The organism is Cytobacillus dafuensis (assembly GCF_007995155.1).
Lineage (GTDB): Bacteria > Bacillota > Bacilli > Bacillales > Cytobacillaceae > Cytobacillus > Cytobacillus dafuensis.
Genome location: NZ_CP042593.1, coordinates 358,645 through 385,570 on the forward strand (window position 1 = coordinate 358,645; position 26,926 = coordinate 385,570).

The window sequence follows — 26,926 nt, forward strand, 5'->3', positions numbered from 1 at the left end:
GGGATGAAAGCCGACTAAGAACGCCACGTCCTGTGGCAACGTCGGCACTAGCACGTCCTGTGCGTCGAAAAACCCCCACTGCTGGAAGTTTCACTTTATTATGCAAACAGAAAAAGAGGGAAGATATGGATAAAGCATGGTGGAAGGAAGCGGTTGCTTATCAAGTTTATCCCCGTAGCTTTCAAGATTCCGATGGTGATGGAATTGGGGACTTGCAAGGAATGCTTTCTAGATTAGATTACTTACAAGACTTAGGTGTCGATGTTATATGGATTTGTCCAATGTATCGATCGCCTAATGATGATAATGGATATGATATTAGTCATTACCAAGAGATTATGGAAGAATTCGGCACAATGGAAGATTTTAATGAGTTGCTTAAAGATGTCCATCGCCGTGGTATGAAACTCATAATCGATTTAGTTATTAATCATACGAGTGATGAACATCCCTGGTTTATTGAATCACGCTCCTCAAAAGAAAATAGCAAGCGCGACTGGTATATTTGGCGAGATGGTGTAAATGGAAAAGAACCGAATAATTGGGGAAGTATTTTTGGAGGATCTGCCTGGGAGCTCGATAAGGAAACGAATCAATACTTTTTACATTTATTTTCAAGAAAACAGCCTGATTTGAATTGGGAAAACAAGGATGTTCGACATGCTTTATTCATGATGGTGAATTGGTGGCTTGATAAAGGTGTCGATGGCTTTCGAGTGGATGCGATTAGTCATATTAAAAAGGATATTTCGTTTTCTGATATGCCGAATCCAGCTGGGCTCCCATACGTTCCGGCATGGAAAAAGTATATGAATGTTCAAGGCATCATGCCCCTTTTGGAAGAATTAAAGCAAGAAACATTTGCAAAATACGACATCATGACGGTCGGTGAAGCAAATGGGGTCAGCATCGATGAAATTCATGAATGGGTTGATGAAAAACAAGGGAAATTCAATATGATTTTTCAATTCGAGCATTTGAGCCTGTGGGATGAAGAGACAAAGAAGCTGGATATTCTCGAGCTTAAACGTGTTTTGACCCAATGGCAAAAAGCATTAGAAGGTAGCGGATGGAATGCTTTATTTATCGAGAATCACGATAAGGCTCGCAGTGTCTCAACTTGGGGGAATGACGGGCCGTATTGGCGAGAAAGTGCGACGGCTTTAGCGACGATGTACTTCTTCATGCAGGGGACACCGTTTATTTACCAAGGCCAAGAATTGGGAATGACCAATGTCAAGTACTCTTCGATTGAAGATTACAATGACGTGGCAACGAAAAATTTATACAAAAATCGATTAGAACAAGGCGATTCACATAAGAGTGTGATGGAAACGATTATGGCAACGAGCCGTGATAATTCTAGAACACCGATGCAATGGTCAACCGATGAAAATGCTGGATTTACTACAGGAAAACCATGGTTAGGTATTAATCCGAACTATAGAGAAATAAATGTAGAAGCCCAGAAAAAAGATCCAAACTCCATATTACATTATTATAAAAAAATGATTCACTTGCGGAAAACGGATCAGGTTTTCATATATGGGACATATGACTTGGTATTAGAGGAACATTCGTCGCTGTATGCGTATACCCGTACGATCGGGAAGCAGAAGGTTATTGTTTTATGTAATTTATCGCAACAGTCAGTAACGGTAGACAAAGTAGACGGCATTCTCTTTAAGCATTCGAATTTATTATTAGCGAACCTAGAAGTGAAGCATCATGAAAATAGGGCAACCATACAGCTTGCCCCATATGAGGCAAGAGTTTATAAAGTATAAAAAAAGACGTTTTGTCCTGGACAAAACGTCTTTTTTAAGCTGAGCTAGTAATTGGCTGTTAACCCCTGCGAATTAGCTGACAAACCACATGATAAAAACATTTCTAGAATTGAAAAGTTGCGAACAAAAAGGGAAGTCTGTACTCTAAAAGGAGAATAGAAAAAAGAGAAACAGGTGGGTAATGATGACGAAAACAATAGTAGAAAAACTAAATTTAAAGAAATACAAAAAAGCAGCGGTTTTGGGCTTGCCTGAAGGTGCAGATTACTTAGCAGAGTTAACGGATTTTGATACAGAACTTATGGATAGTACGTATGACCTTATTTTTGCTTTCGTGTTAGATATGGCGTCTTTAAAAGAACTAATCAGCAAAGTGATTGAAAAAAATTACTTAAATAAAAATGGATATATTTTTGTGGCTTACCCGAAGAAAGGAAATAAAGTATATCCAACTTTTATTCATCGTGATGATTTACTAAGTGGGTTGGGTGCCGATGAAGATGGCTATATTGGGACAAGCAATCTTAAGTTTGCCCGAATGGTAGGGCTGGATGATGTCTTTACGGTTGTTGGTCTAAAAATCGATTCTAAAGGTAAAGAAAAAACTTCTACAAAAGCAAGCCAATGCGTGGATGATTATATCGAGATGATTCCAAGTGTGGAAAAGGATTTACAAGATACACCAGATGTACTTGCTATTTATCAATCGCTTACCCCAGGGTATCAAAAAGATTGGGCTCGATATGTGTATAGTGCTAAACAAGAGGCAACAAAAGCGAAACGGCGAAATGAAATGAAAATGATCCTTGCTGCAGGCTACAAGAGCATGGATTTGTATCGCAGAGATAAAAATTAGGAGAAATCTTCCAATAATCGTATTTAAAATGAAAAGTAGTATAGTAAGCCTAGAATCAAAACACCTTACAAGGTGTTTTTTTCTTTATGCCTATAGGAGATATGTATTATATAAAATTTATCCTTTAAAGCGGCTAATGATCATTAATTTCTCCTTTATCCATTCTTTTTTTAATTTGCACCTTATAGTGCCACTTGTTAAATAATTCTATTTAATATATAATTTTAAGACTGATTGGTCTTTTTTAAAAAACAAGAAAGTATAACTTTTCTCGAGTTTGAGAATTGTCTAGCTCCAGCGCCTACCCCCGACGTACAGGACGTATTAGTGTCGACAATGCGACAGGACGTCGCGCTTTTGTCGACCTCGAGGTCATAAGCCAGTCCGCCAAGAAAGTTAAAGAACAACTTTCCCGTCGCCCTGTCTTATGCTTGCCTTAAGGTGAGCAAGGCGCTTGCGCTTTTCTTAAAATAAAGAAGGTGTGACTTATGCGTAAAGGTGAAAAAACCCGCGAGTTTATTATTATGAGGGCAGCAGAACTATTTAATCAACAAGGATATTTTGGTTCGTCTATCTCTGATATTATGCGTGTGACAGGGCTTCGTAAAGGAGGGGTTTATAACCATTTTGGAAGCAAAGATGAATTGGCTCTTGAAGCTTTTGATTATGCTGTAAGTATTTATAGAAAGAGATATATTGAGGCAATAAAGGGAACAAAATCGGCGGTAGAACAATTAATATCCATTGTTTCAATCTACCATAATATTATCGAAAACCCGCCACTTAAAGGTGGATGCCCACTATTAAATACTGCGATTGAAAGTGATGATGCACACCCTGCATTACGTGATAAGGCTAGGGAAGCGATGGAGGAATTTCTCAAATTTATTCGCATTGTAATAAATAGGGGAATAAGGAGGGGGGATATTAAATCCACAATCGACCCGCAATCTGTTTCCGTTTTTATTGCATCTGCTATGGAGGGTGCGGTAATGATGAGTAAATTATATAATGATAGCCACTATATGCAGCAAATGTTGAAGCATCTAAGTGAATTTATCGAAGGTTTGAGCACTTAAATTTTTTTATACAAAAAACAGACCGATTGGTTTTAAAAATGTATGGGAGGTTAACAAATGACTATCTTTATTCTATGTTTATTAGGATTCTTTCTTTTAGCTGCATATGGAGTTTGGACCATTGGGGTAAAAAGCCAAACCCCGAAAAGGGTAGAACTAACAGAAACACCTAAAATGCCATTCGAAGATGTTTCAATTCCTGGAAAGACTGGAAAGCTAAAGGGCTGGTTTATTCCTTCAGTTAATAGGGGAGTGGAGAAAAGCCCTCTTATTATGATTGTACATGGCTGGGGATCAAGCAGATCTAGAATGCTGCGGTATGTTGAACCTCTATACATAGCAGGCTATTCTTTACTGCTTTTTGATATACGAGGTCATGGAGATAGTGATGGGGTAAAGGCTCTAACTGTAAAAACCTTTCGAGACGATGTTGTATCTGCTGTGATTTATGCACAAAAGCGTAAAGAAGTTGATCCCTATAGAATCGGTATCTTAGCACACTCCTTCGGTGGCTTTGGTAGTTTACTAGCAAATAAAAGGCGGCTAGGAATAAAAGCTTTAGTCACGGATTCTATTCCTACACAATTCCGTACCATTATGGAAACAGCTTTAAAAAAATATAAATTGCCTTATTTTCCTCTAGGTCCTATTTTAACTAAACTAATGTTTATCAGGGCAGGAATAAAATCAGATGAATTAAAGGGTTTTGATGCTCGACAGGCTTTGAATGAGCAAAAGACACCTATTCTAATGATCCATTCAAAGAATGATCATTATGTTCCTCCTTCAGAGTTGACTTATCTTATTGAAAACCAGCCAGCACATAGTGAAACAATTGAATTTCTTTTTGTCGAAAGTAAGGGGCATAGAAGCTCAGAAACAGATCTAAAGTTTTGGCAGGAGGTTATTCCCTTTTTTGAAAGAAATGTATAGAGGTGGTTTTTCACAAGGGAAAGGGTGGTACTCGCCCTTTTCCCTTTGTTTTCTAACTTAAACGAGCTTACTGCACATCTATAGAAAACTTCTCCTTAAAGCCTTTCTTCCCAGCATTCGTAATTTTTATTGCCCGTGTAGCAGGTAATCGTTGAATCCAATTTAATTCTAAAAGTCTTTCGAGCAGAGCGTTTCCTAATGCGCCAGCCAGATGGTGGCGACGTTCGCTCCAATCCAAACATTTATGTGCAAACGAGCGCCGTTTACTTTTCGTTTTTCTTAGGTCAATTTGAAATTCTGTAAAGAACATTTTGCCTTTTTCAGAAACAGTAAACCCTTCCTTTTCTTCATAAATAACTCCTTGTTTTAGTAAAGCATCTGTTAATTGGACTCCTAAATTTCCTGCTAGATGGTCATAGCAAGTTCTTGCTTTACGTAGCGCTTTATTTTCTGAAGCTTGTTTAAAGGACTTAATTTCGATGGGAGGAGTAATTGATAATAAGGACTCCATCACATGAGCTACTTCTTGATTATTAATTCCATAATAGCGATGTCTCCCTTGCTTTTCGACAGTAACTACTTTAGCTTCAACCATTTTTGCTAAATGGAAACTTGCCGTTTGTGGTTTAATTCCTGCCATATAGGCTAATTCACTTGCTGGATGAAATCTTCCATCTAATAATACTGTCAAAATGGCTGCACGGGAGGCTTCACTTACAAGACTGGCAATCAAAGCGACATTTGAATTCGGCATGTATTAACACCTCTCATATGTAATCCATATTTCGATGATAATCGAAATGTATATATATTACAATTTTTTAGGAATACAAGAATGGGAGGAAGGTAAAAATGAAGCAACTGCCAATCACAGAAATCATAAAACCTAAAATTCTATATTACGGAACTCCGGTGATTTTACTAAACACACTCAATGGCGACGGGACAGTCAATATTAGCCCGATGTCCTCATCATGGGCATTAGGAGACTGTATTGTATTAGGCATTGGTCTAGGTGGGAAGGCGATTGAGAATTTAGAGCGGGATCCTGAATGTGTCATTAATGTTCCGGATCCTTCATTATGGGAGAATGTTGAAAAATTAGCTCCCTATACAGGGAAAAATCCAGTACCAGATTATAAGAAAAGGAATGGATTTATCTATCAAAAAGAAAAATATGAAATTAGTAAATTAACTCCTATTGATTCTATAGCAGTAAAGCCAACAAGAATTGCAGAATGTCCATTACAAATTGAAGCGAGGGTGGTAAATATTCGAATTCCAGAGCATTCTCCTGATTTTGCAATAGTGGAAACAAAAGTGATTCAAATCCATGCTCATAAGGAAATCATTATTGGAGAAAACCATATTGACCCAAGTAAATGGAGTCCTCTTATCTATAATTTCCGTCATTATTTCGGTCTTGGTCAGTAGCTTGGTAAAACCTTTCGAAGTGAAACGTAATTAAGGAGATTCTCGTCAATAAAGTGAAACTTCCATCAGTGGGGGTTTTCTTTCATCCCCCACTGATGGTTAGTTGAACCAATCGGGCCTTTACGGGCAGTTGATCCCCCACTTAGGTTTCTTCGATTCTCTCGCAAACTTGAAGTTGGGGGTCTTACTGACCGTTAATCTGCGATAAACTCGAAGGAATGCAAAAAAATCTTCTGCTATGACCATATCGTGTCTTAGCAGAAGATTTAATTTTATTCCTTCATCGGCAATGTGAACGTAACTGATTTTTCTTTAAACAGCTTTTTCATATTACTATCAGATAGAGGACCAAATTGTAAGTCTAATTTTTTATAAATTTGAAATTCATCTTCTCTGAACAGGAATACGGCTAATACTTCTTCCGTTTTACCAGGATCTAGTGTTCCTCTTGCTGTTGGCTCAAGCATTCCTTGTGAAAGCATTGTTCCGCGTGTATCATCGATAATCAATCTCTTATCCATTAAGAATTTTTCGATTGCAACATCACTGCCATTTTCAACAGTTAATTTTGCAGTCAATGCAACAAGAGGGCCATCTCCAAAATTTGTAAATCTTTCTTTATTTGCAGCAGTTGGAGTAACATTCGTGTACTGAACTCCATTTAGCGTTACTTTCACTTTATCAATTTCTTTTGTTTCATTTATATCCTCTTTTGCGAAGAATAGCTCCTTATCCGCGATAGTATCTGTGAGCATTTTATCTGCATATAGACCTGCAGTGGCTTCTGCTTTTTTTACTCCCTCTTCGTTAAAGGGGAGGACAAATACTGCTTCTGTGCCTAATCGGTCACTTACATTGTTATTTAACCATAATGCGTCAATTTTTAAAGTGGGCGTTTCAAGCTTTTCGAATTGTTCTTTCGTCATGGCATAGGCTACTAGCCCAGAAAACGATTTTTCTTTTGAGTATTGTGAAACATCGTCTGTCTCTTTATCTTTTAACCACTTATCACGGTCAACAAAATGTGATTTTTTCATAATATGATCCATTCCGTCGTCCGATAGAAGTGATGAGCCTCCAGCATAATAAACATCTTCATCGGATTGGTTATCTAGTGTTAATTTATATGTAAGTACATATCCTTCATCCTCATCATTAAAATCAACTTTAGCTGACTCATTCATATTTGTCACATGAACGATTTGATATTCATTGATTTCAACGGTAACTTTATCGCTGTAGGAATGCTTTAGATTTGGAGTTTTATTTGTAAAAATGATCTCGACATCTCCGCCAGTTTCCTCTGCAAGATAGGGATTCAGATTTTCACTGTCTGTGTCAGCATTCTCCTCCTCTTTTTCTTCATTTGCAGCTTTCTCATCTTCTTTTTTATTGTCTGTTTGTTCTACTTTCTCTTCTGTTGCTGCAGGCTTGTTTTCCTTTTCTTTTCCACATGCTCCTAATACTAGAATAACAAGAATAGCACTAAACACTATTCGTATTTTAAGTTTCATAATCTCTCTCCTTATTTTTCTATTTAAAGAAAAAATTTCAATATGCGTATCATAATAACATGTAAAATTATCTCAAAATAGTCTTTTTTTAAAAAAAGAAACTTTTTACCTATATTGTAGTTCTAAAGTAATAGGTAATTTGCGGAGGTGGTTTGCTTGGGGGAAATCTGCTCAGAACATTCAGTTCATGATAAATATGGTATAATATAACAATAATGAATGAATTATTTTAAAATTCAAATCTATTATTTCGTGTAGGAGAATCCTATGTTAAATGTATGTAAACTAAACTTAAATCCCCAAAAACGAGTCATTATTATTTCGGATATTCATGCGAAATTATCTTTATTTATAAAGCTTCTAGAAAAGGTCCATTATACGGAAGATGATTATTTATTTATTAATGGTGACCTATGCGAAAAGGGACAAAACAGTTTGGAGCTTGTTCGCTATGTGAAAAAGATGACGGAACAATCTTCAAATATTTTTGTCACGAAAGGAAACTGTGATGTTTTGTATCGATATGCCTTAGCAGGGAATGAAAAGATTCTTCAGTATATGAAGGTGAGAAGGAATTCACTATTAAATGAAATGCTGGAGGAACAGCATCAATCTTTAGAAAACCTCAGTGATGTCCACCAGGTCGCGAACGTATATGAGCTTCATTATAAGGAGGAATTGGCATGGCTGGAGGCATTGCCTGTCGCTTATGATACTGAGCGTTTTCTGATCGTTCATGCAGGTATTGAGAATCGGCCAGACTGGGAGAAAAGTACGGAAGAGTATGCCCTGTCCGTGGATTCTTTTTATGAAAAAGGGCATCAAGTAAATAAAATGGTCATCGTCGGGCACTGGCCGGCTATCAATTATCGTTTTCAAGCCGAAAGCTCGAACAATCCGATTATTGATCACGAAAAAAGAATCATCGCCATTGATGGCGGTAATCAGATTAAAAGTGATGGCCAACTGAATGCTCTTATTTTCGAACAAAATCAATTCTCGTTTCAGTTTGTTGATGAGATTGCCGAGGAACGAAAAGTAAAAAATGAATATATTGATCAAACGAATCGAGTTGGTACTGTAACCTATCCGAATTATGAAATGGCCATTATTCGTAGAGAGCCTTATTTTACGCTTTGTGAAAATGTAAAACTTGGAATCAAGCAATGGATTAAAAATGAGTATTTAGTAGAAAAAGATGAACGTGTGTATTGTAAAGATGATTTAAGCACAACATTTCTCTCCGTTCAGCAAGATGAGGTTGTAAAGGTACTGGATGCTCAGCAAGCAGGCTATATCTTAATTAAAAAGAATAATGGACTCGTAGGATGGGTGCCGATTGAAGTGATATGAAAAGGTTTAAGCAAGTAAATATGTATATTATCAATACCAAGTCGGCCCTCCTGTTCTTTCCGCTTTATTATGCTTATCCATCCGATAAAAAAGACAAGCAGGATTTCCAATTAACTTATTTAGTTTGGAATATCCTGCTTGTTTATCTTATCTAATCGGAAAGTTTAAGTTTATTAACGTATTAAAGTAAAGTGTGTTTTCAATAAAATATCTGCTAATAAGATCGCATAAAGAAAACTCGCCGATTGGCGAGCCTTGGAAAGGCGAAGACAGAGGCGTAGTTGCACTTATACTTAATTCCTAAAATTGGCAACTACGTCGGATCATCTTCTGCGTTGACAATTTATACTTTCTTAACGTGTAAGAAAAACTAAGGCATTCACCAAAAAGGACTTGGGGAATGCCAAGTTTTTCTAAAAAATAAGAAAGTATAACTTTTCTTGAGTTTGAGAATTGTCTAGCTCCAGCGCCTACCCCTGACGTACAGGACGTACTAGTGTCGACAATGCGACAGGACGTCGCGCTTTTGTCGACCTCGAGGTCATAAGTCAGTCCTCCAAGAAAGTTAAAGAACAACTTTCCCGTCGGCCTGTCTTATGCTTGTCGGGGGTGAGCACTAAGGAAAGCTCCTCCGAATAATCATCGCAAGAACAATCTGAACTATGATTGTTCTGAAGGCGCTTGCGCTTTTCTAATCAATCATAGTTAATCAGTTTAATTCACGTGAATAAATTCAGCTGATTTGCCTTTTATCGCAGTAAGGGACTATTTCTGAGAATAAACTTCGGACTAATGTTTCTAACATGACCGGAAGCTGTACAAATGCACTTTCGATATGAAGCCGTTCTGTACGCTTATGTGCGTCCTTTCCGAAAGGGCCAACATTTAATACTGGTGCTTGCAATTGCTTCATTTCAGCAAATGGAATACTGTAAGTGTCTCCCCAAACTGGTGTGTTTTTTTCGAAAGTTGTCCAGCCTTCAGCCTCGTCCTCGTAAGAGACGTAGCTAAGATCACAGATTCCATTAAAATAATGGATTTGGTTTACTTCTAAATTAAACTGTTCTATGCCAGTTTTTTTCATTAAATCGATAGCTTTGATGACGAGTGGATTCTTTGAAGTATTGACAGCTGGGTAGTATGGAGGTGCATACAGCAGAACCATAGTAGGCCCAAGTTCTTGACACTGGATCATAAGTGAGTCAACGATACGAATCGATTTTTCACGGTCATCCCAATTTGTGTTGGCTAATGCATTTGATTTTATTTTTGAGATGGCTTCACCCCCTAATTTTTTTTCAGCATGCTGGAGCAGCTCTTCATACCGTAGGACGTTCACTTTACCAACTGGTCTAACGCCTTCGCTCTCACATATTTGCAAATAAGCCTCATTACAAGCTTTCGCAGCTTTCCAAGCCACTTTCGTGAAAATATCCATCACTTCAGCTGCGCTGCGCTTCATAAGGAAGACGTTATAAAGAGCCGCAGCCCGATATGGCGTTTGGGTTGAATATTCCATTTTTAAGTCTTTTTGCTGGAGCGAAACTGGTAAAGGCGTGTTTTCGCCAAGGTCAGACTCGCGGAATAATGGATTCCATTCCATGTGCTGTGTTAGAAAGGAGGCCATAAAGTTTGCTGTCATGCCGCTCATGGGCTCTCCAACATGTGTTTCCTTTCCATAGAATAAAACAGCTGGCATGATTTTTCCGATGGTACCAGAATAAATATAATAGTTCGGATCTCCAGGCTCCTGTGAAAAAGTCGGTTCACTATTAAGAAATAATTTGTATGTTAATTGGTGTTCTTTCTGTAAACGGACTAGCTCTGGGACTGCGGCACGCATGCCGGCTGAGTTTACTTCTTCATCCGGTACAGTGACTAGCAGTAAATTGATGGGCCACTTTTCGATACTGGCCTTTTCAATTAGAGCCATTTGAAGAGCGAGCCCTGCTTTCATGTCCATCGTTCCGCGTCCGAATAAGTATTTTCCAGAATCTAGGTCAATCCGTGCCTCTTCTGGAAGCTCGTCTGAACGATCTTTCAACATTTTCGTAAGCTCTTCTGGTTGGAACGCTAATGGCTCGAGATCACCGTATTCTTCCGTGTGGACCGTGTCGAAATGGCTAATTAGAACGATTGTTTCTGCCACATCTGGATTTTTATATAAAGCGGTAACGACATTGCGTCCTAATCCAGCGTCATGAAGTGCCGTGTAAGACGGGTTTTCTTTGAAGTAGTCTAGCTCCATTAGCTTTGATTTTACAAGATAAGCGAATTCAAGTTCACCATCTGTAAGAGTCCTGCTTTGCCAGCTAACGAGGTCGCAAAGTAAGGCGCGCAATGATTGTGGAGTACCCCATTTTACATTACTCATTTCAATAGCTCCTTTATTTCAATCAAAATTTTTAAATTGTACAAGTATTATTGTCTATTTTTACACGTTAAGAAAGTATAAATTGTCAGCGTAGAAGGTCATTCGACGCATTTGCCGATTTTAGGAATTAAGTACGACGGACAGGATGTCCTAGTCGGGCGAATGCCACAGGACAAGGAAAGCTTCGTCAGAGATACATCGGACGACCAAAAGAGAAGCTTTTGGGAGGACGTGGCATATATGAGCGCGATAAGTGCAACTACGCCTCTGTCTTCGCCATTCCAAGGCTCGCCAATCGGCGAGTTTTCTTTACTTGTCAGCGCTAGAGCTTGATACTAATTTAGTGCTAATAGGATGCTTTCCTAATGCCGTAATAAATTGCTCGAGCCGTTTCATTCCCTTTTCTAGCATTGGCATAGCATAAGCGTACGAGATACGAATATAGCCTTCACCATGTTCAGTGAACGCGCTACCTGGAACGACTGCTACTCCATTTTCGTGTAATAGTCTTGTTGCAAACTCATATGAAGGCATTCCGAACTGTTTAATCGAAGGGAAGATGTAGAAAGCTCCATTTGGCTTGACTACATCAAGTCCCATACTTGTGAGGCGCTCGAAGACAAAGTCTCTGCGCTTTATATATTCAACATTCATCGTTGCAGGAACTTCCCGGCAATTTGTCAATGCTTCAATACCTGCGTACTGACTCGGCAAAGACGCACAAATCGAGTTATATAAGTGTACATTTAAGACGTGTTCCATAAGCTTTTTTGGTCCTAAAATGAAACCAATTCGCCATCCTGTCATGGAATGCGACTTCGATAAACCATGGATCAGAAACAGACGATCACGCAGCTGTGGATAGGATGCGATTGAGCAGTGTTTACTGCCGAAAGTGTTTTCACTATATATTTCGTCAGACACGATATAAATATCTTGGTTTTCTAGTAATGCAACGAGCTCATCCATTAATTCCGGCTGGATGATAACGCCTATTGGATTAGATGGGTAGTTTAATAGAATTGCTTTTGTTTTTTGTGTTACCATTGCTTTCAATCGTTCTGGAGATGGAAGAAAGCCCGTATCTGCTGTATTTAAATAAACTACTTTTGCCCCGCACAGTTCAATTATTGGCTCGTATCCAGAATAGATCGGAGCGGGAATAATTACTTCGTCACCTTCTTCGAGAATGGTTCGAAAAACTGAGTCAATTCCTTCACTTGCACCGTTTGTAATAACAATTTCTGTTTCAGGATCATATGAAAAATTATACGTATCTTTGAAAAAAGAAGCTGTTGCTTGTCTTAATTCCAACATTCCAGCATTATGGGAATAGCTTGTTTGATTGTTTGTTATCGCACGAATTCCCGCTTCTTTAACAGAACTGGGGGTTGGGAAATCTGGCTGACCAATTGTCAAATTGACCGCGTTTGGAAAACGAACGAGTTGATTGGCAAATTGGCGGATACCAGGGACTTCCAATACTCTTGCTTTATGATTAATAGATAATGACATGTATTTCACCTTTCTTGATGGAATCTTATATTAATATGGTTGATCATATCTGGACAAGTACTTGACACTTTGTGAACAACCAGGGAAAGGGTTTTATTTGATGCTGCAATCTGAAATCAATCTTATTTAAATAAGCCTGGCAGCCATAGGGATAGTGCAGGTACGTAAGTAATGACAAGCAGACAAATAATCATAGACACCAGGAAAGGAACAATTGCAGAGACAATACGTTCGAACTTAACTTTTCCAACACTAGAAGCCACGAATAGATTGACGCCAAGCGGAGGTGTGATAAAGCCAATTGCTAAGTTTGCGACAAGTATTACTCCAAAATGAATTGGATCGATACCAACACCAATAACAATTGGTAATAAAATTGGTGTTAAAACAACTAGGGCAGAGATTGTGTCAATAAACATTCCGACAATTAATAATAAAATATTTATAGCGAGTAATATGATGACTGGATTCGTTGAAAGCTCAGTAAGGAAGGCAGAAATGTCATTCGGAATCTGTTCGAGCGTCATGAAATAGGCGAATGATACGGATAATCCAATGATAATCATCGTTGTCGCATTAATAACAACCGCCTCACGGAAGCTTTCGAAAATACTCTGCCAGCTTAATTCTTTATAGACAAATTTCCCAATAATTAATGAATACACAACAGCAACTACGGCCGCCTCTGTTGGAGAGAAAACTCCGCCGTAAATGCCTCCTAAGATTATGACGGGAATTAAGAGCGCCCATTTTGCATCATATGTCGCTTTCCATACGCTTTTAAAATCGAATACCTTTACTTGTTCGGGTTTATATCCTTGTTTTTTCGAGATGATATAAGAAGTAATCATTAATCCGAGTCCAATAAGCAGTCCTGGAATAATTCCAGCCAGGAATAAGCTTCCTACAGATACACTTCCGATGACCCCGTATAAAACGAATGGGATGCTTGGTGGAATAATAACGCCAATAGAGCCTGCAGATGCTGAAATTGCTGCTGCAAAACCGCCATCATATTTCCTGGCAACCATCGCTGGTATCATGAACCCGCCGATTGCTGCTACGGTTGCAGGACCCGAGCCTGAAATTGCCGCAAAGAACATACAAGCAACGATCGTGACCATCGATAATCCGCCTGTCATCCATCCAACCATTGTTGTTGCTAAGTCAAGCAGGCGTTTTGACACCCCGCCTTTTCCCATTAATATCCCTGAAAGCATGAAAAAAGGGATAGCCAAAAGTGGGAAGGAGTCAAGTGAAGTGAACGCTTTTTGTGTAATAATATCAAGTGGTAAAGTTGATCCAAAGTAAATGGCGACGAGGGCGGACACACCTAATGAAATGGCAATCGGTACCCCAATCAATAAACAAACGAATAGTGTTCCGAATAATAATATGACCGTCATCCGATGATCTCCTCACTTTCTGGCTTCTCATAGTTGCCTTTCCAAATTTCACCTAATTGCTGAATTAACCGTATAGCCATTCCAGTACCGCCAAGCGGTATGGCCAAGAAGGGGATCCAAATCGGAATTTGTAGTGCTGGAGTAATCTGTCCGTGATGAAAACTAACCAAAACTAATTTTGTGCCGTATACCGCCAAAAATAAAGAAATCAAAAACCAAATAAGAACGCCTAGACCTTCTAAAATTTTGCGAGGAGTACCATGTAAACGCGTGATAAACGCTTCAACTCGTATATGCTGGCGAAGCTTTACAGCGTAGCTAGCTCCAATCCACACTTGGAAAATGTGGATGTAGCGGGCAAGTTCTTCCGTCCAGCTTGGTGCTGATTGAAATACGTATCGGCCGACTACTTGGCCGAAAATAAGCAAAACCATAAGTGCGAGAGTCAATACTAAAAAGATTTCTTCGAATCGAGCAAATCTTTTTGCCATGCATTACACATCCTTTAATTAAGGAGGAATCAAGATGTGTAATCTTGATTCCTCCCTTGATTTCATTACTTATTTCCTGCTAATGCTTTATTTACTAAATCTTCACCAATTTCTGGTACATATTTGTCATAAACTACTTTTGCAGCTTCGCGGAATTGCTCTCGCTGCTCAGCTGTCAGTTCATTTACTTTCATGCCGTTTTCTTTTAACTTTTCCAAAAATTCAACATCTTGTTTTCGAGCAAGATTACGCTGTTCAGTACGGTATTCTTCAGAAACCTTAACGACTAATTCTTGAAGATCGTTTGGCAGGCTATTATAAAAATTATTGTTCATAAGAAGAATTGTGGATGCATAAACATGTCCACTCAATGTTAAGTAATTTTGTACTTCGTAGAATTTATTTGTGTAATATAAAGAGATTGGAGACTCCATCGCATCATATGTTTTTTGCTGTAATGCAGTATAAAGTTCACCAAATGCAAATGGTGATGCGTTTGCTCCGAATGATAAAAATGTATCTGTATGAACTGGGTTTTCTAAAGTTCTAAATTTCAAGCCTTTTAAGTCTGCAGGTGACTCAATCGGTCCATTATTATTTGACATATGGCGGAAGCCGTTTTCAGCAAAAACAAGACCCTTTAAATCATTTTTCTCTAAATCACTTAGTAATTCTTGTCCAAGTTCCCCATCAAGAGTTTTGTAGGCAGCTTCATGATCATTGAATAGGAATGGCAGGTCAAACACTAAGAATTTTTTGTTGAATGAAGCAAGTGGTGCTAGAGCTGGGATAGTCATTTCGATATTTCCAAGCTGTACAGCTTCAATAGCTTCACGATCTGATCCGTAAAGTTGTCCATTTGGATACAGTTCTACTTTCAAACGGCCGTTTGATTCTTTCTCAAGTTTTTCTTTAAACGTAACAGCAGCAAGATGTGTGGATTGTTCTTCGGATACTAAGTAAGCAATACGGATTTTGTGAACTTTATCATTTCCACCCTCACTTGAGGAGCTTTCCTTCGGACGTCCACAGCCTGCGATGACTAGCAAGCTGATGAGTAGTAGTGCAAGCAATTTTTTCATTTATTTTCCTCCTTTTGGAAATAGCTTAAGAATCGTTTTTCAACGTTTTGCAAATGTTCAAGCATTTTCTCTTTTGCAGACGATACATTTTTTTCTTCAAGAGCCTCGGTTAGTTTTACGTGTTCTTGGTATGCATCGTGCGCGCTCACATGCAGTGTGTTCGATAGTACGAGGAATGCACGGTTGACTCCAGTGTTCATCTGATGGATCATTTCTTTGAATTTCTTATTTCCGTTTTTCGATGCAAGAATCAAGTGGAATTCGCGGTCTAGTTCGATAAATTCATGGTAATTATTATTTGATATCGCTTCCAATTGAAGTGTTAAGTTTTTCTTTAATTCACTCAATAAATCCTCGTCTGATTTAAAAGTAATTTTCTCAATATTATGAATTTCGAGCACGCGCCGCAATTCCATATATTCAAGTGAATCTTCCTTAGTAAAGGTGGCGACGATAGCTGGACGTCCTTTTTGCAGAACGATGAGCCCTTCCATTGCTAACCGTCTTAGTGCTTCCCGAAGAGGAGTACGGCTAATGCCGAGATCAGTTGCAAGCCTTTCCTCCGGTAATTCTTCCTCTGGTGCAAGTTCAGCCGAGATAATTGCTTTCTTTAATAAGTTATAAGCTTGATCAGCTAATGAAACATTTTGAGTAATTTTTCTCAAAATCACTCCTCCTATCATTATTCAGTATTCAGTATACTGTATACAGGAATATTAAATTATGTTAATCTATTTGTAAATAGGAATATTCAAATAATTAAATAATTTCAAAAAACAGAAGGTGTTTATTGTGTTTATTCAACAACTAATAAAGCTTCTTGGAAGTGATAAAGTTAGCCAAAGTGAAACTGAATTGTTCCGTCATAGCCATGATGAATCTTTTCATAAGGCAGTTGAGCCGGATGTAGTTTGTTTTCCTGAGAGTCGGAAAGATGTTGAAATGATTATGGATGTAGCACGTGAGTATAAAGTTCCTGTAACTCCCTTTGGTGCAGGATCAGGCTTAGAAGGACAAGCTATTCCTGTTAAAAAAGGGATTTCCATTAACTTTGAAAAAATGAATAATGTAGTTAATTTTTCACCAGAAGATTTAATGATTACTGTGCAGCCGGGAATGACACGCTTACAATTGAATAAACTGGTCAATCGGCACGGTTTGATGTTCCCAATTGACCCAGGAGCGGATGCAACGATTGGCGGGATGGTAGCAACGAATGCGAGCGGTACGACAGCAGTTCGTTACGGTTCAACACGGGATCAGCTGCTTGATTTAGAAGTTGTATTAGCTAACGGAACAGTCATTCACTCAGGGTCGTATGCTAAAAAATCATCTTCTGGCTACCATTTGACAGGGCTGTTTGCTGGTTCAGAAGGTACGTTAGGCATCATTACAGAAATAACATTAAGACTTCATGGGATTCCTGAACATACGGTGGCTGCGCGATGCACGTTTGACACTCCAGAAGCATGTGCAGAAGCAGCTAAGACGGTTTTACTTAGCGGTATTCCGGTGATGCGAATGGAGCTAGTTGATGCAGAGAGTATTTCACAAGTGAATGCATATGGAGGCTATCATTTTCCGATTCGTCATTCTTTGTTTTTTGAATTTGCAGGCACGAGGACAGCTGCTCTGGAAGAGGTAAAAATAGCAGAGCAATTAATGCGCGAGCTTGGTTGTGGAAATTGGGAAGTCGCAGGTGGATCGAAGGAACGGATGGAGTTGTGGAAAGCCCGTCATGAAATGGCGTATGCTTACCGCCATATTAAAGGAATGGCCAATACAGGAGCAGATGTGTGTGTCCCAATATCGCGATTGCCAGAGCTTGTCGTATATGCAAGAAAGTTAATTGATGAAAGCGGTTTGACCGGTGGTGTTTTGGGGCATGTCGGCGATGGGAATTTTCATACAATTGTCCTTTATGATCCAAGTGTAGCGGGTGAAAAAGAAAAGGCCGAGTATACGAATGAAGCGCTTGCATTAAGAGCGATTGAAGTAGGCGGCACATGCACAGGCGAACATGGAGTCGGGCTTGGGAAAATGAAATTTCAAGAGATTGAGCACGGGGAAGCGACAATTATTATGAAGCAATTGAAGAAAATGTTCGATCCAGAAGGCTTGTTAAATCCAGGGAAAATATTCAACTTGGATTAATGTAAAGGTATTTTGGTTGCATATTGAAGTTAATATATTGTTAAAAGGATAAAATAATTTTTGAATCTGTTTATTTGGTAAAAAGAGATTATTTCATTAGGAAAGGCTACTCTCCTAGGTTCATTCATTTGCCAATAATCCCTTCTTTTTGTTTCAAAAGGAGGGATTATTTTGTCTCAATTATTTTTTCTTAAAGCACTACACTACATATCATTCATATGTCGAATATTCAACAAACCGTCTCCTTATATACCTCTGTTATCACGCAATTCCACAATTGTACCTTCTGGAGCTTTTATTTTACAAAGGGAACCATTTTCAACACGGTAAATAATCTCCCCATTTTTACAAATAAAATTTGCATTCATCGCTTTTAAGCGTTTCACTTCCTGGTCGAGGTTTTCAACCCATATGCAAAAGTGAACAATTCCTTGGCTGTTAGGACTATTATCAGCAAGAACTTCATTTTTTTTACCAGTTTGCAGCTCGATATAAAAATGATCGAGTTTTAGCCAACTATTAAACTCTCTTCCATGAAAGTCGGGAGATTCTTGAACGATTTCAAATCCTAAAGCTTCCGTATAGAACTTTAATGTTTCCAGATACGTATTGGTTTGTATACATATATGATGAACGTATTTCTTCATGTTCTTAGCCACCTTCTTAATTGATCAGCTTGTTAAAAAGACTTTTCCCTTATTCTCTTTTGTTGAATTAGCATCTCGAACGGCTTCCTTTATCTTTAACAAGTCATAATGAGAAGCAGCTACCATGAGTGTTAATTTTTTTTCTTTTATAAGTGTAATTAAATGATGAAATGCATCTTGCCAAGTCTGCACAGATACTTGTTGATTCCAATGGCGTAGATGAAATAATTTAACATTTACTTTTGTCTGGAGTGAAATGTTTTTCCAATCAACTGGTACTCCTGATAATAAACCAATTGTTACAAAATTCCCATTAGGTCGAACAGAAAAGGCTAATTCAGTACCATCTGCACCTCCTATGGAATCAATTGCTGCCGATGCACCGCATCCATTTGTTAATTCCATAACAGTACTTTGTAATGATGTCTCTGATGTATTGATTACATAGGAAGCACCTAATTGTAGTAGCTCTTTTGTATAAAGATGATTTCTCGTTACAGCAATCAGGCGGAAACCGAGAATATTAGATAATTGTGCAAAAATACGACCAATAGAAGATCCGCAAGCATTTACCAGCAATATATCCCCTGGTCCCAATCTCAGTATCTCTGTGCAAATAATCCAGGCAGTTAACGGATTTATGTATAATTGTGAAGCGGTGTAATCATCAATTGTATCTGGAATAGGAACGGCTAAATCTGCATTTGTTTTCACATATTCTTGCCAAGTACCATCACCACGCAAAGGCAAAACACGCTTGCCAATAAGTTTTTGCGAAACAGAAGGGCCTACATCTTCCACAATGCCAACTCCTTCATATCCCGGAATATAGGGTAATGAAATGCGATTGGAGTAAGCTCCTTTAATAGGAATTAAATCAGATGGATTTATAGGCCGAACTTTCATACGCACAAGTACCTCTGCATTTTTAGGTCGTTGAATCATTGTACGTTCAATCTTTAAAACGCTCTCTGGATCTCCAAATTCGTATAATTTTATACAATTAGCTTCCAAAACCTTTGTCTCCTTTTATAAATAATTTCACCCATTCAATCATAACATCTTGCACGTCCTGCTCTGTTTGCCTAGTAAACATTATTCTATATAAGCTTCCTTAGTGGAACAAGAAGAATGATATAGGAGTGATTTATTTGAATGAATCATTTCTCTCAACACCCATAGGGTTGTAAAAGATGTTTGACACACTGCTTGTGAGTTAGTATAATTTGGATGTAAAACATATTTGACACCTAACAGACTAATGGAGGTGGTGACATGGAAAATCATATTAAAGTTTTAAGAGAACAAAAGGGAATATCTCAAGGGAGACTGGCAGAGCTTTGTGGTGTCAGTCGGCAAACCATTAATGCGATTGAAAATAATAAATATGATCCAAGTCTTCAGCTAGCTTTTGATATTTCTAGGCATTTGTCCACGTCCATGGAAGATTTATTCATTCCGAAAAAAAAGGAGAATTAACATGGGAGAAAATAATACAAAAAAAGTAATTAGCCTTATCACTTTATTGTTTGCATTATTTATGACCGGCGTACTTTGTGTTAAATGGTTTCGTTTTGGTACACTTGATAGCTTCTTAATATTTGCTATTTTCATGGCTTGGTCATTCTTTTTCAACGCTATTACTTGGGGTGATCATGAAGGGGCAAATGCAAAGGATGAATTGGATAACCATATTAAAACTCAAAGTGCAAAAATTAGCTATTTTGTTCTAATGATTGCATCTGGTTTAATCCTATTTATCTCTGAAAGGACAGGAGATTTCAACAAAATTGATAATTATCCCTTAGTGATCGTTGTAGGTTTAACATTTCTTGTGTTGCCGATGACTGAATTTATTTATTCAAGGAAGTATAGATCTTAAGGTTTAATTGAACTTTGTCTCTAATCGAATAGAATGGAAATTACAGGAGCTGTCCTAAAACTTAAGTTCGTATTCTATGTAGGAATGACAAAATGGGGCATCACAAAGTCGGAAAAATCGACTTATGTGATGTTTTTTGGTTAAGAGGAAGGTTTATGAGACCAGTCAACAAAGGAAATTATCGAAAAGTAGTCTCATGAAAGTCTCATGAAACCATTACCCAAAACAAATTAACAAAACTCGGTCTCATGAAAGCCTTATGAGACCACTCATCAAAGAAAATTAGCAAAAATCGGTCTCATGAAAGTCTCATGAGACCACTCCTGTTAATCTAGTAGAATATACAGACTTTGTTTGGATGAAATATGAGAAGCATCGCAGGTTACTAGCTTTAATTATTATTTTTTTTTGGAATTGTTAAGCTTGTCCATCCTTCTGATTTCAACTGTTTAGCTATATAAATGATTTGACCTACATGAGAGGAGTAGTGATACATTTGTCTCTCAATTGCCTCAATGAGAGTGTGAGGTTCATTCCGAATGAATATCTTTCGATGCAGCTGATCCTCTTCGATAGAATCAAGTGCGTTTAGGAATACATTCCATCCTTTTTCCCAGACCTCATATAACTCATTACGATTTGAAATAGTATGCTCAAACTCTCCATCTCGGTCCCGATCAGGTTTTTCACCATCAGAATTTAAAAAATCTGTCCAACGAGAAACCATATTCCCGCTCATATGCTTCACAATAATTGAAATGCTATTGGAGTTATCATTCGGGAACCAGAACAGCATTTCTCCATCAAGTTGATCAAATGTCTTTTCAGCCGTACTTTTCATCTCTCTAAACCGTAATTTAATCACCCTTAAATATTCAGAAGATATTTCATTGTGAGTATTTGTCATTTTAAAAGCTCCTTTGCTATTTTATAAATATTAGCTGTGTTAAAGCTTAGAGTTGAGAATGCTATTTTGTTGTTGATTGTAGCGGAAGGCGCGAGATCCTCGAAAATGCATTCGCATTTCCTTCGTGCGGTGTTTATTCGGGAAAGATTATTCAACGTCCTGCGGGAAATGCGTGTCCAGGGGAGACCCCGCAGGAGCGTTAGCGACGAGGAGGCTCCCCGACCACCCGCGGAAAGTGAGTGCCTGCAGCGGAAATCAACAGGGAAGTTTAACATAGTCTAATTATATAAATGAATTCTTTATTAAATCCGTATGTCCTGCTTTCTAAACTCTGAAAAACAGATTGAATGATAAAAAAAAGGAAAATTGATAAAATTGGATTAATGCTATAATAATGACAAATTTATGATAAAAAGGACTATTCTTCGGAGGTACAGATGATGGAAATAGATCAGTTAAAAAAGGCTATCGAAGAACTGCCAGAAGGGGAAGTAAAGTCATTATTGTTTCATATTCTCTTAAGAGTGAATCATATAGAGGAGAAGGAATATTCAGAAACAGAGTTTGTGGATGATGTGAAAAGGGTATATAAAACGCTTTTGGATATAACGAAAGAAAGGTCGGAATCGAAGCAAGCCGATACTTGTCAAATGATTCATATTCTTTTCGGTGGATCCCCTGCGGGTAGTTTAAAGGTAGCATTAAAGGAAATGGGAGTGTTTGAAAAGGAAAAAGTGTACTCCTTCTGGAATATATTTTCGGTCGGACCTATCTGGCAGCTGCATGAAGAGATTGGAATCGGAGCCAGATTTACTTGGATGAAAGAATCACTGAAGGATAAACATGAGGAGTTACGAGAATATTTACAGAGATTTCATCAGACAGTTCACCAAATTTTGTCCATTCCAAAAGATGTCCCTATTACCCTATGGACTGCTGAAAATGCGCATGAGCAGACAGGTCTACGCTTTGTTTTGCATTTATTAAAGGACAAGCCTAATGAAATTAAAGTGATTAACACCTCATTGGCATATGCAGAACATTTTAATCGAGCCGATATAAAATACACAGTATTGCATTCAGGGGAAATACCACCTGAAAAACTCCAAACCATTTATGAGCACAGTAAGCAGAAGCATTCTTTGTCGAACCTTGAAAGAGAGCAATATGAACAGGAATGGCTTCATCTATCGGATAATCGGGAATCATTACGAATTTGGCGGAATGGAAGAATTCAAAGTGTTTGTATTGACTATTATGACCAATACATCATCAATTTGGCGAAAAAGCTTCAACGCGAACGAGAGTCAGAGGAGTTTATGAAATCAGCGAGATTAATTGGAGAAGCGTTAGGGCATTTAGATCAATATATAGGTGACGAGTTCTTGGAATATCGGGTGAGAAAGCTGATAGAAAATGGTGTTTTTGAAATGGAAGGAAACTTGAAAGCCATGAGATACTATGGAGTAAAATTAAGTTAGAAAAGGTGTAACATGATTTATACGATATTGATATTCATTCTTGCAGGAATCGCTGAAATCGGCGGAGGATATTTAGTCTGGCTATGGCTGCGTGAAGGAAAGCCATATTGGTACGGGATCATTGGTGGGATCATTTTGGTTATATATGGGATTATCCCTACTTTGCAAAATTTCCCTACATTCGGAAGAGTGTATGCAGCCTATGGTGGCGTATTTATTATTCTTTCGGTTTTGTGGGGATGGGGAGTCGATAAAAAAACACCTGATACGTTCGATTGGATTGGAGCGGTCATATGTTTAATTGGAGTATCCATCATGCTTTGGAGTCCAAGGCAGTAGACAGAACAATAGTCGCGGCTTTTTTAAAAAAAATTCATAAATATTTCATAAAAAGAATATATCTAGTAGTTATTAAGAACTATATAATCAATGTAATCATAGTAAAAAAGTATCGGGTAGCAAAGAATGTTCATCTGTAATTTGGGCGCTTGGATGGATATTGAGCGAGTAGCGCAACCGACCCTATAAATTGGAGGTTAATATGGCTATTCTCTGGAAGAAAAAAACCAGGCAATACTTCTTAGAAAATATGGATCATGCAGATGGGAAAATTGAAGTAACAGTTCCTCATATTCTTTTAAAAATCAAAATGATTGATCTAACTATTGAAGATTTACAAATTATTAATCAGATGCAAGGACTTATAAAAGAAAATATAGATCGATTGGTCAGTGATTTTTATAAAACCATATTACAAGTTGAGGAATTGAAAAAAATTATTGAAAAGCATAGCAGTGTTGAAAGGTTAAGAAGTACTTTAAAAACGCACTTAATTGAGCTGTTTGACGGTAAAATTGACACGGATTTTATTGAAAAAAGATTAAAGGTAGCAAAAATTCATTATTATATTGGTTTAAAGCCCGCTTATTATATGGGAGCTTTTCAAAACCTTCAAAAAACATTGTTTGACATCATATTCGAGAATGTTCCCGATAGGATGGAAATTAAAACCATTTTAACGGCCGTTACAAAAATCTTTAGCTTAGAACAGCAAATTGTACTAGAATCATATGAGCAAGAAAGAGCGAACGTAAGAGAACAAGAACATCAGCAAGTTAGGAATGAGATAAAAAATAAAATCATTGAAGTGAGCACAGATCTCGTTGCGACAGTCGAGCAAACTTCTGCATCTGTTGGGAGCTTATTAGATAGCAGTAAAAAGGTAAACGAGCTAGTAACACATACGGAAAATCAATCGTTATTAACGGAGGAATTTGTTACTGAGGGTCAAAAGGAAATAACACATCTAGTGGGCCAAATTCAATCAATTAACAATGATATTGAGAATATGAATGAAATGGTTAAGAATCTTTTGTCCTCCTCTCAGCAAATAAAAGATGTCATAAATATTGTTCAAGCTATTGCAGACCAGACTAATTTGCTTGCCTTAAACTCTGCCATTGAAGCGGCTAGGGCAGGCGAACACGGGAAAGGATTTGCTGTAGTAGCAGATGAAGTTAGAAAGCTTGCAGTTAGAACGAAAGAATCGATAGGTACGATTGAGGAGCTAATTTCATTGTCTAATACCTATACAAATCAGGTGGATACGGCGCTTAGAAATGTAAATGTTGCGGTAGTTGAAGGACGAAGTAAATCAGCTAAGACAAGTGAAGCATTTGATCAAATTACAACGTCAATGAAAAATAGTGTAAAACAAGTTTCGGATGTAAAGGTTCAAATCAATCATATTGTAGAAACGATTCATGAATTTGGTCAAGCGATGTCTACTGTGTCTTCATCAGCTGAAAATCTAAATAATACGGCCAATCTTGCATAAGTGATTTTATCGCAGATTAACGGGCAGTAAGACCCCCACTACAAGGTTGCGAGAGAATCAAAGAAACCTAAGTGGGGGATCAACTGCCCGTAAAGGCCCGATTGGTTCAACTAACCATCAGTGGGGGATGAAAGAAAACCCCCACTGATGGAAGTTTCACTTTATCTCTTGACGTTCCTTTATTTCTATCCTATAATGCAAAAAAACAATTATTTTCCAATTGAAATGAATAGGGCTAAGATAAGGACATGAATCTTTCTTACTTTTCTTTCCAGAGATCAGGGTCATCGGCTGAAAGCCCTGAAGAAAAAAGATTGGTTTACCACCTTGGAGCTATTATGGGGAAAAGTTAATCCTTAGTAACCATAATCGGGAAGACCGTTATCTATTTGAGCGTAAAGTCTATTTTTGTGCTTTACGGAATTAGGGTGGCACCACGACCGCACTCGTCCCTTGCTTTGGGATGGGTGCGTTTTTTATTTTATCTTTGTAAATGTTACCGTAAAACTGGAAAAAGGAAGAAGAAGGTAGCGAGTAAAACCTAATCGTTACCGCGAAACAGAAAAAGAGAGGAAAAAGGTAACAAAAAAAGCTTCAAAGTTACCATCAAACAAAAAAAGCCGTCAAACGTTTCAAAGGAAGCCTTTTACTAAAAAAATACTATGCGACGAAAAGGACATGAATCTTTCTTACTTTTCTTTCCAGAGATCAGGGTCATCGGCTGAAAACCCTGAAGAAAAAAGATTGGTTTACCACCTTGGAGCTATTATGGGGAACAGCAAATCCTTAGTAACCATAATCGGGAAGACCGTTATCTATTTGAGCGTAAAGTCTATTTTGTGCTTTACGGAATTAGGGTGGTACCACGACCGCACTCGTCCCTTGCTATGGGATGAGTGCGTTTTTTTTATATAAAAAATTCATAAGGAGGAATAAACATGTCAATGGAAATGGAAGTAGAAAAGCGCAATCATCGAAAATTAGGGCAGCAGTTAGAGTTGTTTATGTCAATGGAGGAGGCACCAGGAATGCCCTTCTTCTTACCAAAAGGAATGGTCATTCGGAATGAGCTTGAACATTTATGGAAACAAAGGCATCAACAGGTTGGGTACCAAGAAATAAAAACGCCGATTATGATGAAGCAAGAGCTTTGGGAACAGTCTGGCCATTGGGAGCATTACCACGAGAATATGTATTTTTCCCATGTTGATGAGCAGAATTATGCGATTAGACCAATGAATTGTCCAGGTGCTGTACTCATTTTTAATAGTAAGAGAAGGAGCTATCGAGAACTTCCTATTCGTTTTGCGGAACTTGGGTTAGTTCATCGACATGAGCTTTCAGGTTCTTTAAATGGCCTGCTAAGAGTTCGCTCCTTCACTCAAGATGATGCACATCTATTTGTTCGGGAAGACCAGATTGAGTCTGAAATAGCGAAAGTGCTGGATTTAATTGATGAGTTCTATTCGACATTTGGTTTTAGTTATAAAATGGAGCTTTCTACTCGGCCAGAAGATTTTATGGGTTCAGTAGAAATATGGGATAGGGCTGAATCCGCTCTGGAAAAAGTTTTAAAGATAAAAGAATTGCCTTATCAAATCAATCAAGGTGATGGAGCTTTTTATGGTCCTAAGATTGATTTTCATATACTGGATTCACTCGGAAGAAGCTGGCAGTGTGGTACAGTTCAGCTTGATTTCCAAATGCCTGAAAAGTTTCATTGCCAATATATCGGTGAGGATAATAAACCTCACCGTCCCATCATGATTCATAGAGCGATTTATGGTTCGATCGAACGGTTTATGGCGATTTTAATTGAACATTTTGCTGGTGATTTTCCGTTTTGGCTAGCTCCAGTGCAAGCGAAGATTTTGCCGATTTCAGATGCCCATCTATCTTATGCTTATCAAATGAAACGGGATTTAGAATTAGCTGGATTCCGAATTGATGTCGATGACAGGGTGGAAAAGGTCGGGTTAAAAATAAGAGAAGCTGAAAAACAAAAAGTCCCTTATATGCTTATTATCGGGGATCAAGAGGTGCAGAATGAATCGGCAGCCTTAAGAAAGCACCAAGTGGGAAACGTTGGGCAAATGAGTATTCAAGACATTATTGCAAGATTCAGCGAAGAAAAGGATAACAAGGAATAGTATGTAAAATCGGAGATCCTAAAAGGTATTGAACCTCTTAGGAT

24 protein-coding genes, 1 riboswitch and 2 other annotated features are annotated in these 26,926 nt (G+C 38.0%); of the genes, 13 read left to right on the plus strand and 11 right to left on the minus strand.

The window, feature by feature from the left end:
- The first annotated feature begins 125 nt into the window (after nucleotides 1-125).
- The 4 genes from FSZ17_RS01820 (at nucleotide 126) to FSZ17_RS01835 (ending at nucleotide 4,655) form a co-directional block, all read left to right on the plus strand.
- Nucleotides 126-1,787 (plus strand): glycoside hydrolase family 13 protein, encoded by a 1,662-nt coding sequence (locus FSZ17_RS01820; protein ID WP_057776199.1) that lies wholly within the window; start codon nucleotides 126-128, stop codon nucleotides 1,785-1,787.
- A 181-nt stretch (nucleotides 1,788-1,968) separates the two neighbouring features.
- On the plus strand, nucleotides 1,969-2,643 hold the full coding sequence (locus FSZ17_RS01825) for a YdeI/OmpD-associated family protein (protein WP_057776200.1): 675 nt from the start codon (nucleotides 1,969-1,971) through the stop codon (nucleotides 2,641-2,643).
- Nucleotides 2,644-3,131: 488 nt separating this feature from the next.
- Complete coding sequence (locus FSZ17_RS01830; RefSeq protein ID WP_057776201.1) at nucleotides 3,132-3,722, plus strand: TetR/AcrR family transcriptional regulator; 591 nt, start codon at nucleotides 3,132-3,134, stop codon at nucleotides 3,720-3,722.
- A 57-nt stretch (nucleotides 3,723-3,779) separates the two neighbouring features.
- The gene (locus FSZ17_RS01835; protein ID WP_057776202.1) at nucleotides 3,780-4,655 is read left to right on the plus strand and encodes an alpha/beta hydrolase; all 876 of its coding nucleotides are present in this window, start codon (nucleotides 3,780-3,782) and stop codon (nucleotides 4,653-4,655) included.
- Between the two features lie 67 nt (nucleotides 4,656-4,722).
- On the opposite strand, the gene FSZ17_RS01840 is transcribed toward FSZ17_RS01835, so the two are convergent.
- Entirely contained in the window at nucleotides 4,723-5,409 is a 687-nt protein-coding gene (locus FSZ17_RS01840; protein WP_057776203.1) for an ArsR/SmtB family transcription factor, read from the minus strand.
- 98 nt (nucleotides 5,410-5,507) lie between these two features.
- Between FSZ17_RS01840 and FSZ17_RS01845 the strand changes: the two genes are divergently transcribed.
- Nucleotides 5,508-6,089, plus strand: coding sequence for a flavin reductase family protein (locus FSZ17_RS01845; RefSeq protein WP_057776204.1), 582 nt, complete (start codon nucleotides 5,508-5,510; stop codon nucleotides 6,087-6,089).
- 272 nt (nucleotides 6,090-6,361) lie between these two features.
- Here the strand turns inward: FSZ17_RS01845 and FSZ17_RS01850 are convergent, their stop codons facing one another.
- Complete coding sequence (locus FSZ17_RS01850; RefSeq protein ID WP_057776205.1) at nucleotides 6,362-7,603, minus strand: DUF5068 domain-containing protein; 1,242 nt, start codon at nucleotides 7,601-7,603, stop codon at nucleotides 6,362-6,364.
- A gap of 267 nt (nucleotides 7,604-7,870) precedes the next feature.
- Between FSZ17_RS01850 and FSZ17_RS01855 the strand changes: the two genes are divergently transcribed.
- On the plus strand, nucleotides 7,871-8,956 hold the full coding sequence (locus FSZ17_RS01855) for a metallophosphoesterase (RefSeq protein WP_057776206.1): 1,086 nt from the start codon (nucleotides 7,871-7,873) through the stop codon (nucleotides 8,954-8,956).
- Between the two features lie 733 nt (nucleotides 8,957-9,689).
- Here FSZ17_RS01855 and FSZ17_RS01860 read toward each other — a convergent pair.
- From FSZ17_RS01860 to FSZ17_RS01885, 6 genes are all read right to left on the minus strand, one after another.
- Nucleotides 9,690-11,330, minus strand: a complete 1,641-nt coding sequence (locus FSZ17_RS01860) for a M20/M25/M40 family metallo-hydrolase (RefSeq protein ID WP_057776207.1) — start codon at nucleotides 11,328-11,330, stop codon at nucleotides 9,690-9,692.
- A gap of 309 nt (nucleotides 11,331-11,639) precedes the next feature.
- Nucleotides 11,640-12,845: an aminotransferase class I/II-fold pyridoxal phosphate-dependent enzyme gene (locus FSZ17_RS01865; RefSeq protein ID WP_057776208.1), complete on the minus strand. Its 1,206-nt coding sequence runs from the start codon at nucleotides 12,843-12,845 to the stop codon at nucleotides 11,640-11,642.
- 122 nt (nucleotides 12,846-12,967) lie between these two features.
- Nucleotides 12,968-14,251, minus strand: a complete 1,284-nt coding sequence (locus FSZ17_RS01870; RefSeq protein WP_057776209.1) for a TRAP transporter large permease — start codon at nucleotides 14,249-14,251, stop codon at nucleotides 12,968-12,970.
- Nucleotides 14,248-14,742, minus strand: a complete 495-nt coding sequence (locus FSZ17_RS01875) for a TRAP transporter small permease (protein ID WP_057776210.1) — start codon at nucleotides 14,740-14,742, stop codon at nucleotides 14,248-14,250. The genes FSZ17_RS01870 and FSZ17_RS01875 overlap by 4 nt, the downstream gene beginning before the upstream one ends.
- 65 nt (nucleotides 14,743-14,807) lie before the next feature.
- Nucleotides 14,808-15,824, minus strand: a complete 1,017-nt coding sequence (locus FSZ17_RS01880) for a TRAP transporter substrate-binding protein (RefSeq protein WP_057776211.1) — start codon at nucleotides 15,822-15,824, stop codon at nucleotides 14,808-14,810.
- Nucleotides 15,821-16,489, minus strand: coding sequence for a GntR family transcriptional regulator (locus tag FSZ17_RS01885; protein ID WP_057776212.1), 669 nt, complete (start codon nucleotides 16,487-16,489; stop codon nucleotides 15,821-15,823). Before FSZ17_RS01885 ends, FSZ17_RS01880 begins: the two co-directional genes overlap by 4 nt.
- A gap of 127 nt (nucleotides 16,490-16,616) precedes the next feature.
- Here FSZ17_RS01885 and FSZ17_RS01890 point away from each other — a divergent pair, with 127 nt between their 5' ends.
- On the plus strand, nucleotides 16,617-17,978 hold the full coding sequence (locus FSZ17_RS01890) for an FAD-binding oxidoreductase (RefSeq protein WP_057776213.1): 1,362 nt from the start codon (nucleotides 16,617-16,619) through the stop codon (nucleotides 17,976-17,978).
- 245 nt (nucleotides 17,979-18,223) lie between these two features.
- Here FSZ17_RS01890 and FSZ17_RS01895 read toward each other — a convergent pair whose 3' ends face one another.
- Both FSZ17_RS01895 and FSZ17_RS01900 read right to left on the minus strand, forming a co-directional pair.
- Nucleotides 18,224-18,625: a VOC family protein gene (locus FSZ17_RS01895; RefSeq protein ID WP_057776214.1), complete on the minus strand. Its 402-nt coding sequence runs from the start codon at nucleotides 18,623-18,625 to the stop codon at nucleotides 18,224-18,226.
- Nucleotides 18,626-18,649: 24 nt separating this feature from the next.
- Nucleotides 18,650-19,639 (minus strand): zinc-dependent alcohol dehydrogenase family protein, encoded by a 990-nt coding sequence (locus FSZ17_RS01900; RefSeq protein WP_057776215.1) that lies wholly within the window; start codon nucleotides 19,637-19,639, stop codon nucleotides 18,650-18,652.
- 261 nt (nucleotides 19,640-19,900) lie between these two features.
- On the opposite strand from FSZ17_RS01900, the gene FSZ17_RS01905 reads away from it, so the two are divergent.
- Both FSZ17_RS01905 and FSZ17_RS01910 read left to right on the plus strand, forming a co-directional pair.
- Nucleotides 19,901-20,104 (plus strand): helix-turn-helix transcriptional regulator, encoded by a 204-nt coding sequence (locus tag FSZ17_RS01905; RefSeq protein ID WP_057776216.1) that lies wholly within the window; start codon nucleotides 19,901-19,903, stop codon nucleotides 20,102-20,104.
- A 1-nt stretch (nucleotide 20,105) separates the two neighbouring features.
- Nucleotides 20,106-20,507 carry a DUF2178 domain-containing protein gene (locus FSZ17_RS01910; RefSeq protein ID WP_057776217.1) on the plus strand — a complete coding sequence of 134 codons (402 nt, stop codon included), beginning with the start codon at nucleotides 20,106-20,108 and terminating at the stop codon, nucleotides 20,505-20,507.
- Nucleotides 20,508-20,898: 391 nt separating this feature from the next.
- Here FSZ17_RS01910 and FSZ17_RS01915 read toward each other — a convergent pair whose 3' ends face one another.
- Nucleotides 20,899-21,414, minus strand: a complete 516-nt coding sequence (locus FSZ17_RS01915) for a DUF1572 family protein (protein ID WP_057776218.1) — start codon at nucleotides 21,412-21,414, stop codon at nucleotides 20,899-20,901.
- A 437-nt stretch (nucleotides 21,415-21,851) separates the two neighbouring features.
- Here FSZ17_RS01915 and FSZ17_RS01925 point away from each other — a divergent pair, with 437 nt between their 5' ends.
- From FSZ17_RS01925 to thrS, 4 genes are all read left to right on the plus strand, one after another.
- Nucleotides 21,852-22,895: a DUF1835 domain-containing protein gene (locus FSZ17_RS01925; protein WP_228460266.1), complete on the plus strand. Its 1,044-nt coding sequence runs from the start codon at nucleotides 21,852-21,854 to the stop codon at nucleotides 22,893-22,895.
- Between the two features lie 12 nt (nucleotides 22,896-22,907).
- Nucleotides 22,908-23,234, plus strand: a complete 327-nt coding sequence (locus FSZ17_RS01930) for a YnfA family protein (RefSeq protein ID WP_057776219.1) — start codon at nucleotides 22,908-22,910, stop codon at nucleotides 23,232-23,234.
- A gap of 106 nt (nucleotides 23,235-23,340) precedes the next feature.
- Nucleotides 23,341-23,426: riboswitch (cyclic di-GMP riboswitch) on the plus strand.
- Between the two features lie 10 nt (nucleotides 23,427-23,436).
- A complete protein-coding gene (locus FSZ17_RS23605; protein WP_057776220.1) occupies nucleotides 23,437-24,732 on the plus strand; it encodes a globin-coupled sensor protein in 1,296 nt (431 codons plus the stop codon).
- A gap of 228 nt (nucleotides 24,733-24,960) precedes the next feature.
- Nucleotides 24,961-25,189: a binding site (T-box leader), on the plus strand.
- A gap of 201 nt (nucleotides 25,190-25,390) precedes the next feature.
- Nucleotides 25,391-25,618, plus strand: a binding site (T-box leader).
- Nucleotides 25,619-25,670: 52 nt separating this feature from the next.
- On the plus strand, nucleotides 25,671-26,882 hold the full coding sequence (thrS, locus tag FSZ17_RS01940) for a threonine--tRNA ligase (protein ID WP_057776221.1): 1,212 nt from the start codon (nucleotides 25,671-25,673) through the stop codon (nucleotides 26,880-26,882).
- Nucleotides 26,883-26,926 lie beyond the last annotated feature (44 nt).

Excerpts from the sequence above, each read along its gene's own strand:
- FSZ17_RS01820 (WP_057776199.1), top strand. The coding sequence starts at position 126 with ATGGATAAAGCATGGTGGAAGGAAGCGGTTGCTTATCAAGTTTATCCC.
- FSZ17_RS01825 (WP_057776200.1), top strand. The coding sequence starts at position 1,969 with ATGATGACGAAAACAATAGTAGAAAAACTAAATTTAAAGAAATACAAA.
- FSZ17_RS01830 (WP_057776201.1), top strand. The coding sequence starts at position 3,132 with ATGCGTAAAGGTGAAAAAACCCGCGAGTTTATTATTATGAGGGCAGCA.
- FSZ17_RS01835 (WP_057776202.1), top strand. The coding sequence starts at position 3,780 with ATGACTATCTTTATTCTATGTTTATTAGGATTCTTTCTTTTAGCTGCA.
- FSZ17_RS01840 (WP_057776203.1), bottom strand. The coding sequence starts at position 5,409 with ATGCCGAATTCAAATGTCGCTTTGATTGCCAGTCTTGTAAGTGAAGCC.
- FSZ17_RS01845 (WP_057776204.1), top strand. The coding sequence starts at position 5,508 with ATGAAGCAACTGCCAATCACAGAAATCATAAAACCTAAAATTCTATAT.
- FSZ17_RS01850 (WP_057776205.1), bottom strand. The coding sequence starts at position 7,603 with ATGAAACTTAAAATACGAATAGTGTTTAGTGCTATTCTTGTTATTCTA.
- FSZ17_RS01855 (WP_057776206.1), top strand. The coding sequence starts at position 7,871 with ATGTTAAATGTATGTAAACTAAACTTAAATCCCCAAAAACGAGTCATT.
- FSZ17_RS01860 (WP_057776207.1), bottom strand. The coding sequence starts at position 11,330 with ATGAGTAATGTAAAATGGGGTACTCCACAATCATTGCGCGCCTTACTT.
- FSZ17_RS01865 (WP_057776208.1), bottom strand. The coding sequence starts at position 12,845 with ATGTCATTATCTATTAATCATAAAGCAAGAGTATTGGAAGTCCCTGGT.
- FSZ17_RS01870 (WP_057776209.1), bottom strand. The coding sequence starts at position 14,251 with ATGACGGTCATATTATTATTCGGAACACTATTCGTTTGTTTATTGATT.
- FSZ17_RS01875 (WP_057776210.1), bottom strand. The coding sequence starts at position 14,742 with ATGGCAAAAAGATTTGCTCGATTCGAAGAAATCTTTTTAGTATTGACT.
- FSZ17_RS01880 (WP_057776211.1), bottom strand. The coding sequence starts at position 15,824 with ATGAAAAAATTGCTTGCACTACTACTCATCAGCTTGCTAGTCATCGCA.
- FSZ17_RS01895 (WP_057776214.1), bottom strand. The coding sequence starts at position 18,625 with ATGAAGAAATACGTTCATCATATATGTATACAAACCAATACGTATCTG.
- FSZ17_RS01905 (WP_057776216.1), top strand. The coding sequence starts at position 19,901 with ATGGAAAATCATATTAAAGTTTTAAGAGAACAAAAGGGAATATCTCAA.
- FSZ17_RS01910 (WP_057776217.1), top strand. The coding sequence starts at position 20,106 with ATGGGAGAAAATAATACAAAAAAAGTAATTAGCCTTATCACTTTATTG.
- FSZ17_RS01915 (WP_057776218.1), bottom strand. The coding sequence starts at position 21,414 with ATGACAAATACTCACAATGAAATATCTTCTGAATATTTAAGGGTGATT.
- FSZ17_RS01925 (WP_228460266.1), top strand. The coding sequence starts at position 21,852 with ATGATGGAAATAGATCAGTTAAAAAAGGCTATCGAAGAACTGCCAGAA.
- FSZ17_RS01930 (WP_057776219.1), top strand. The coding sequence starts at position 22,908 with ATGATTTATACGATATTGATATTCATTCTTGCAGGAATCGCTGAAATC.
- FSZ17_RS23605 (WP_057776220.1), top strand. The coding sequence starts at position 23,437 with ATGGCTATTCTCTGGAAGAAAAAAACCAGGCAATACTTCTTAGAAAAT.
- thrS (WP_057776221.1), top strand. The coding sequence starts at position 25,671 with ATGTCAATGGAAATGGAAGTAGAAAAGCGCAATCATCGAAAATTAGGG.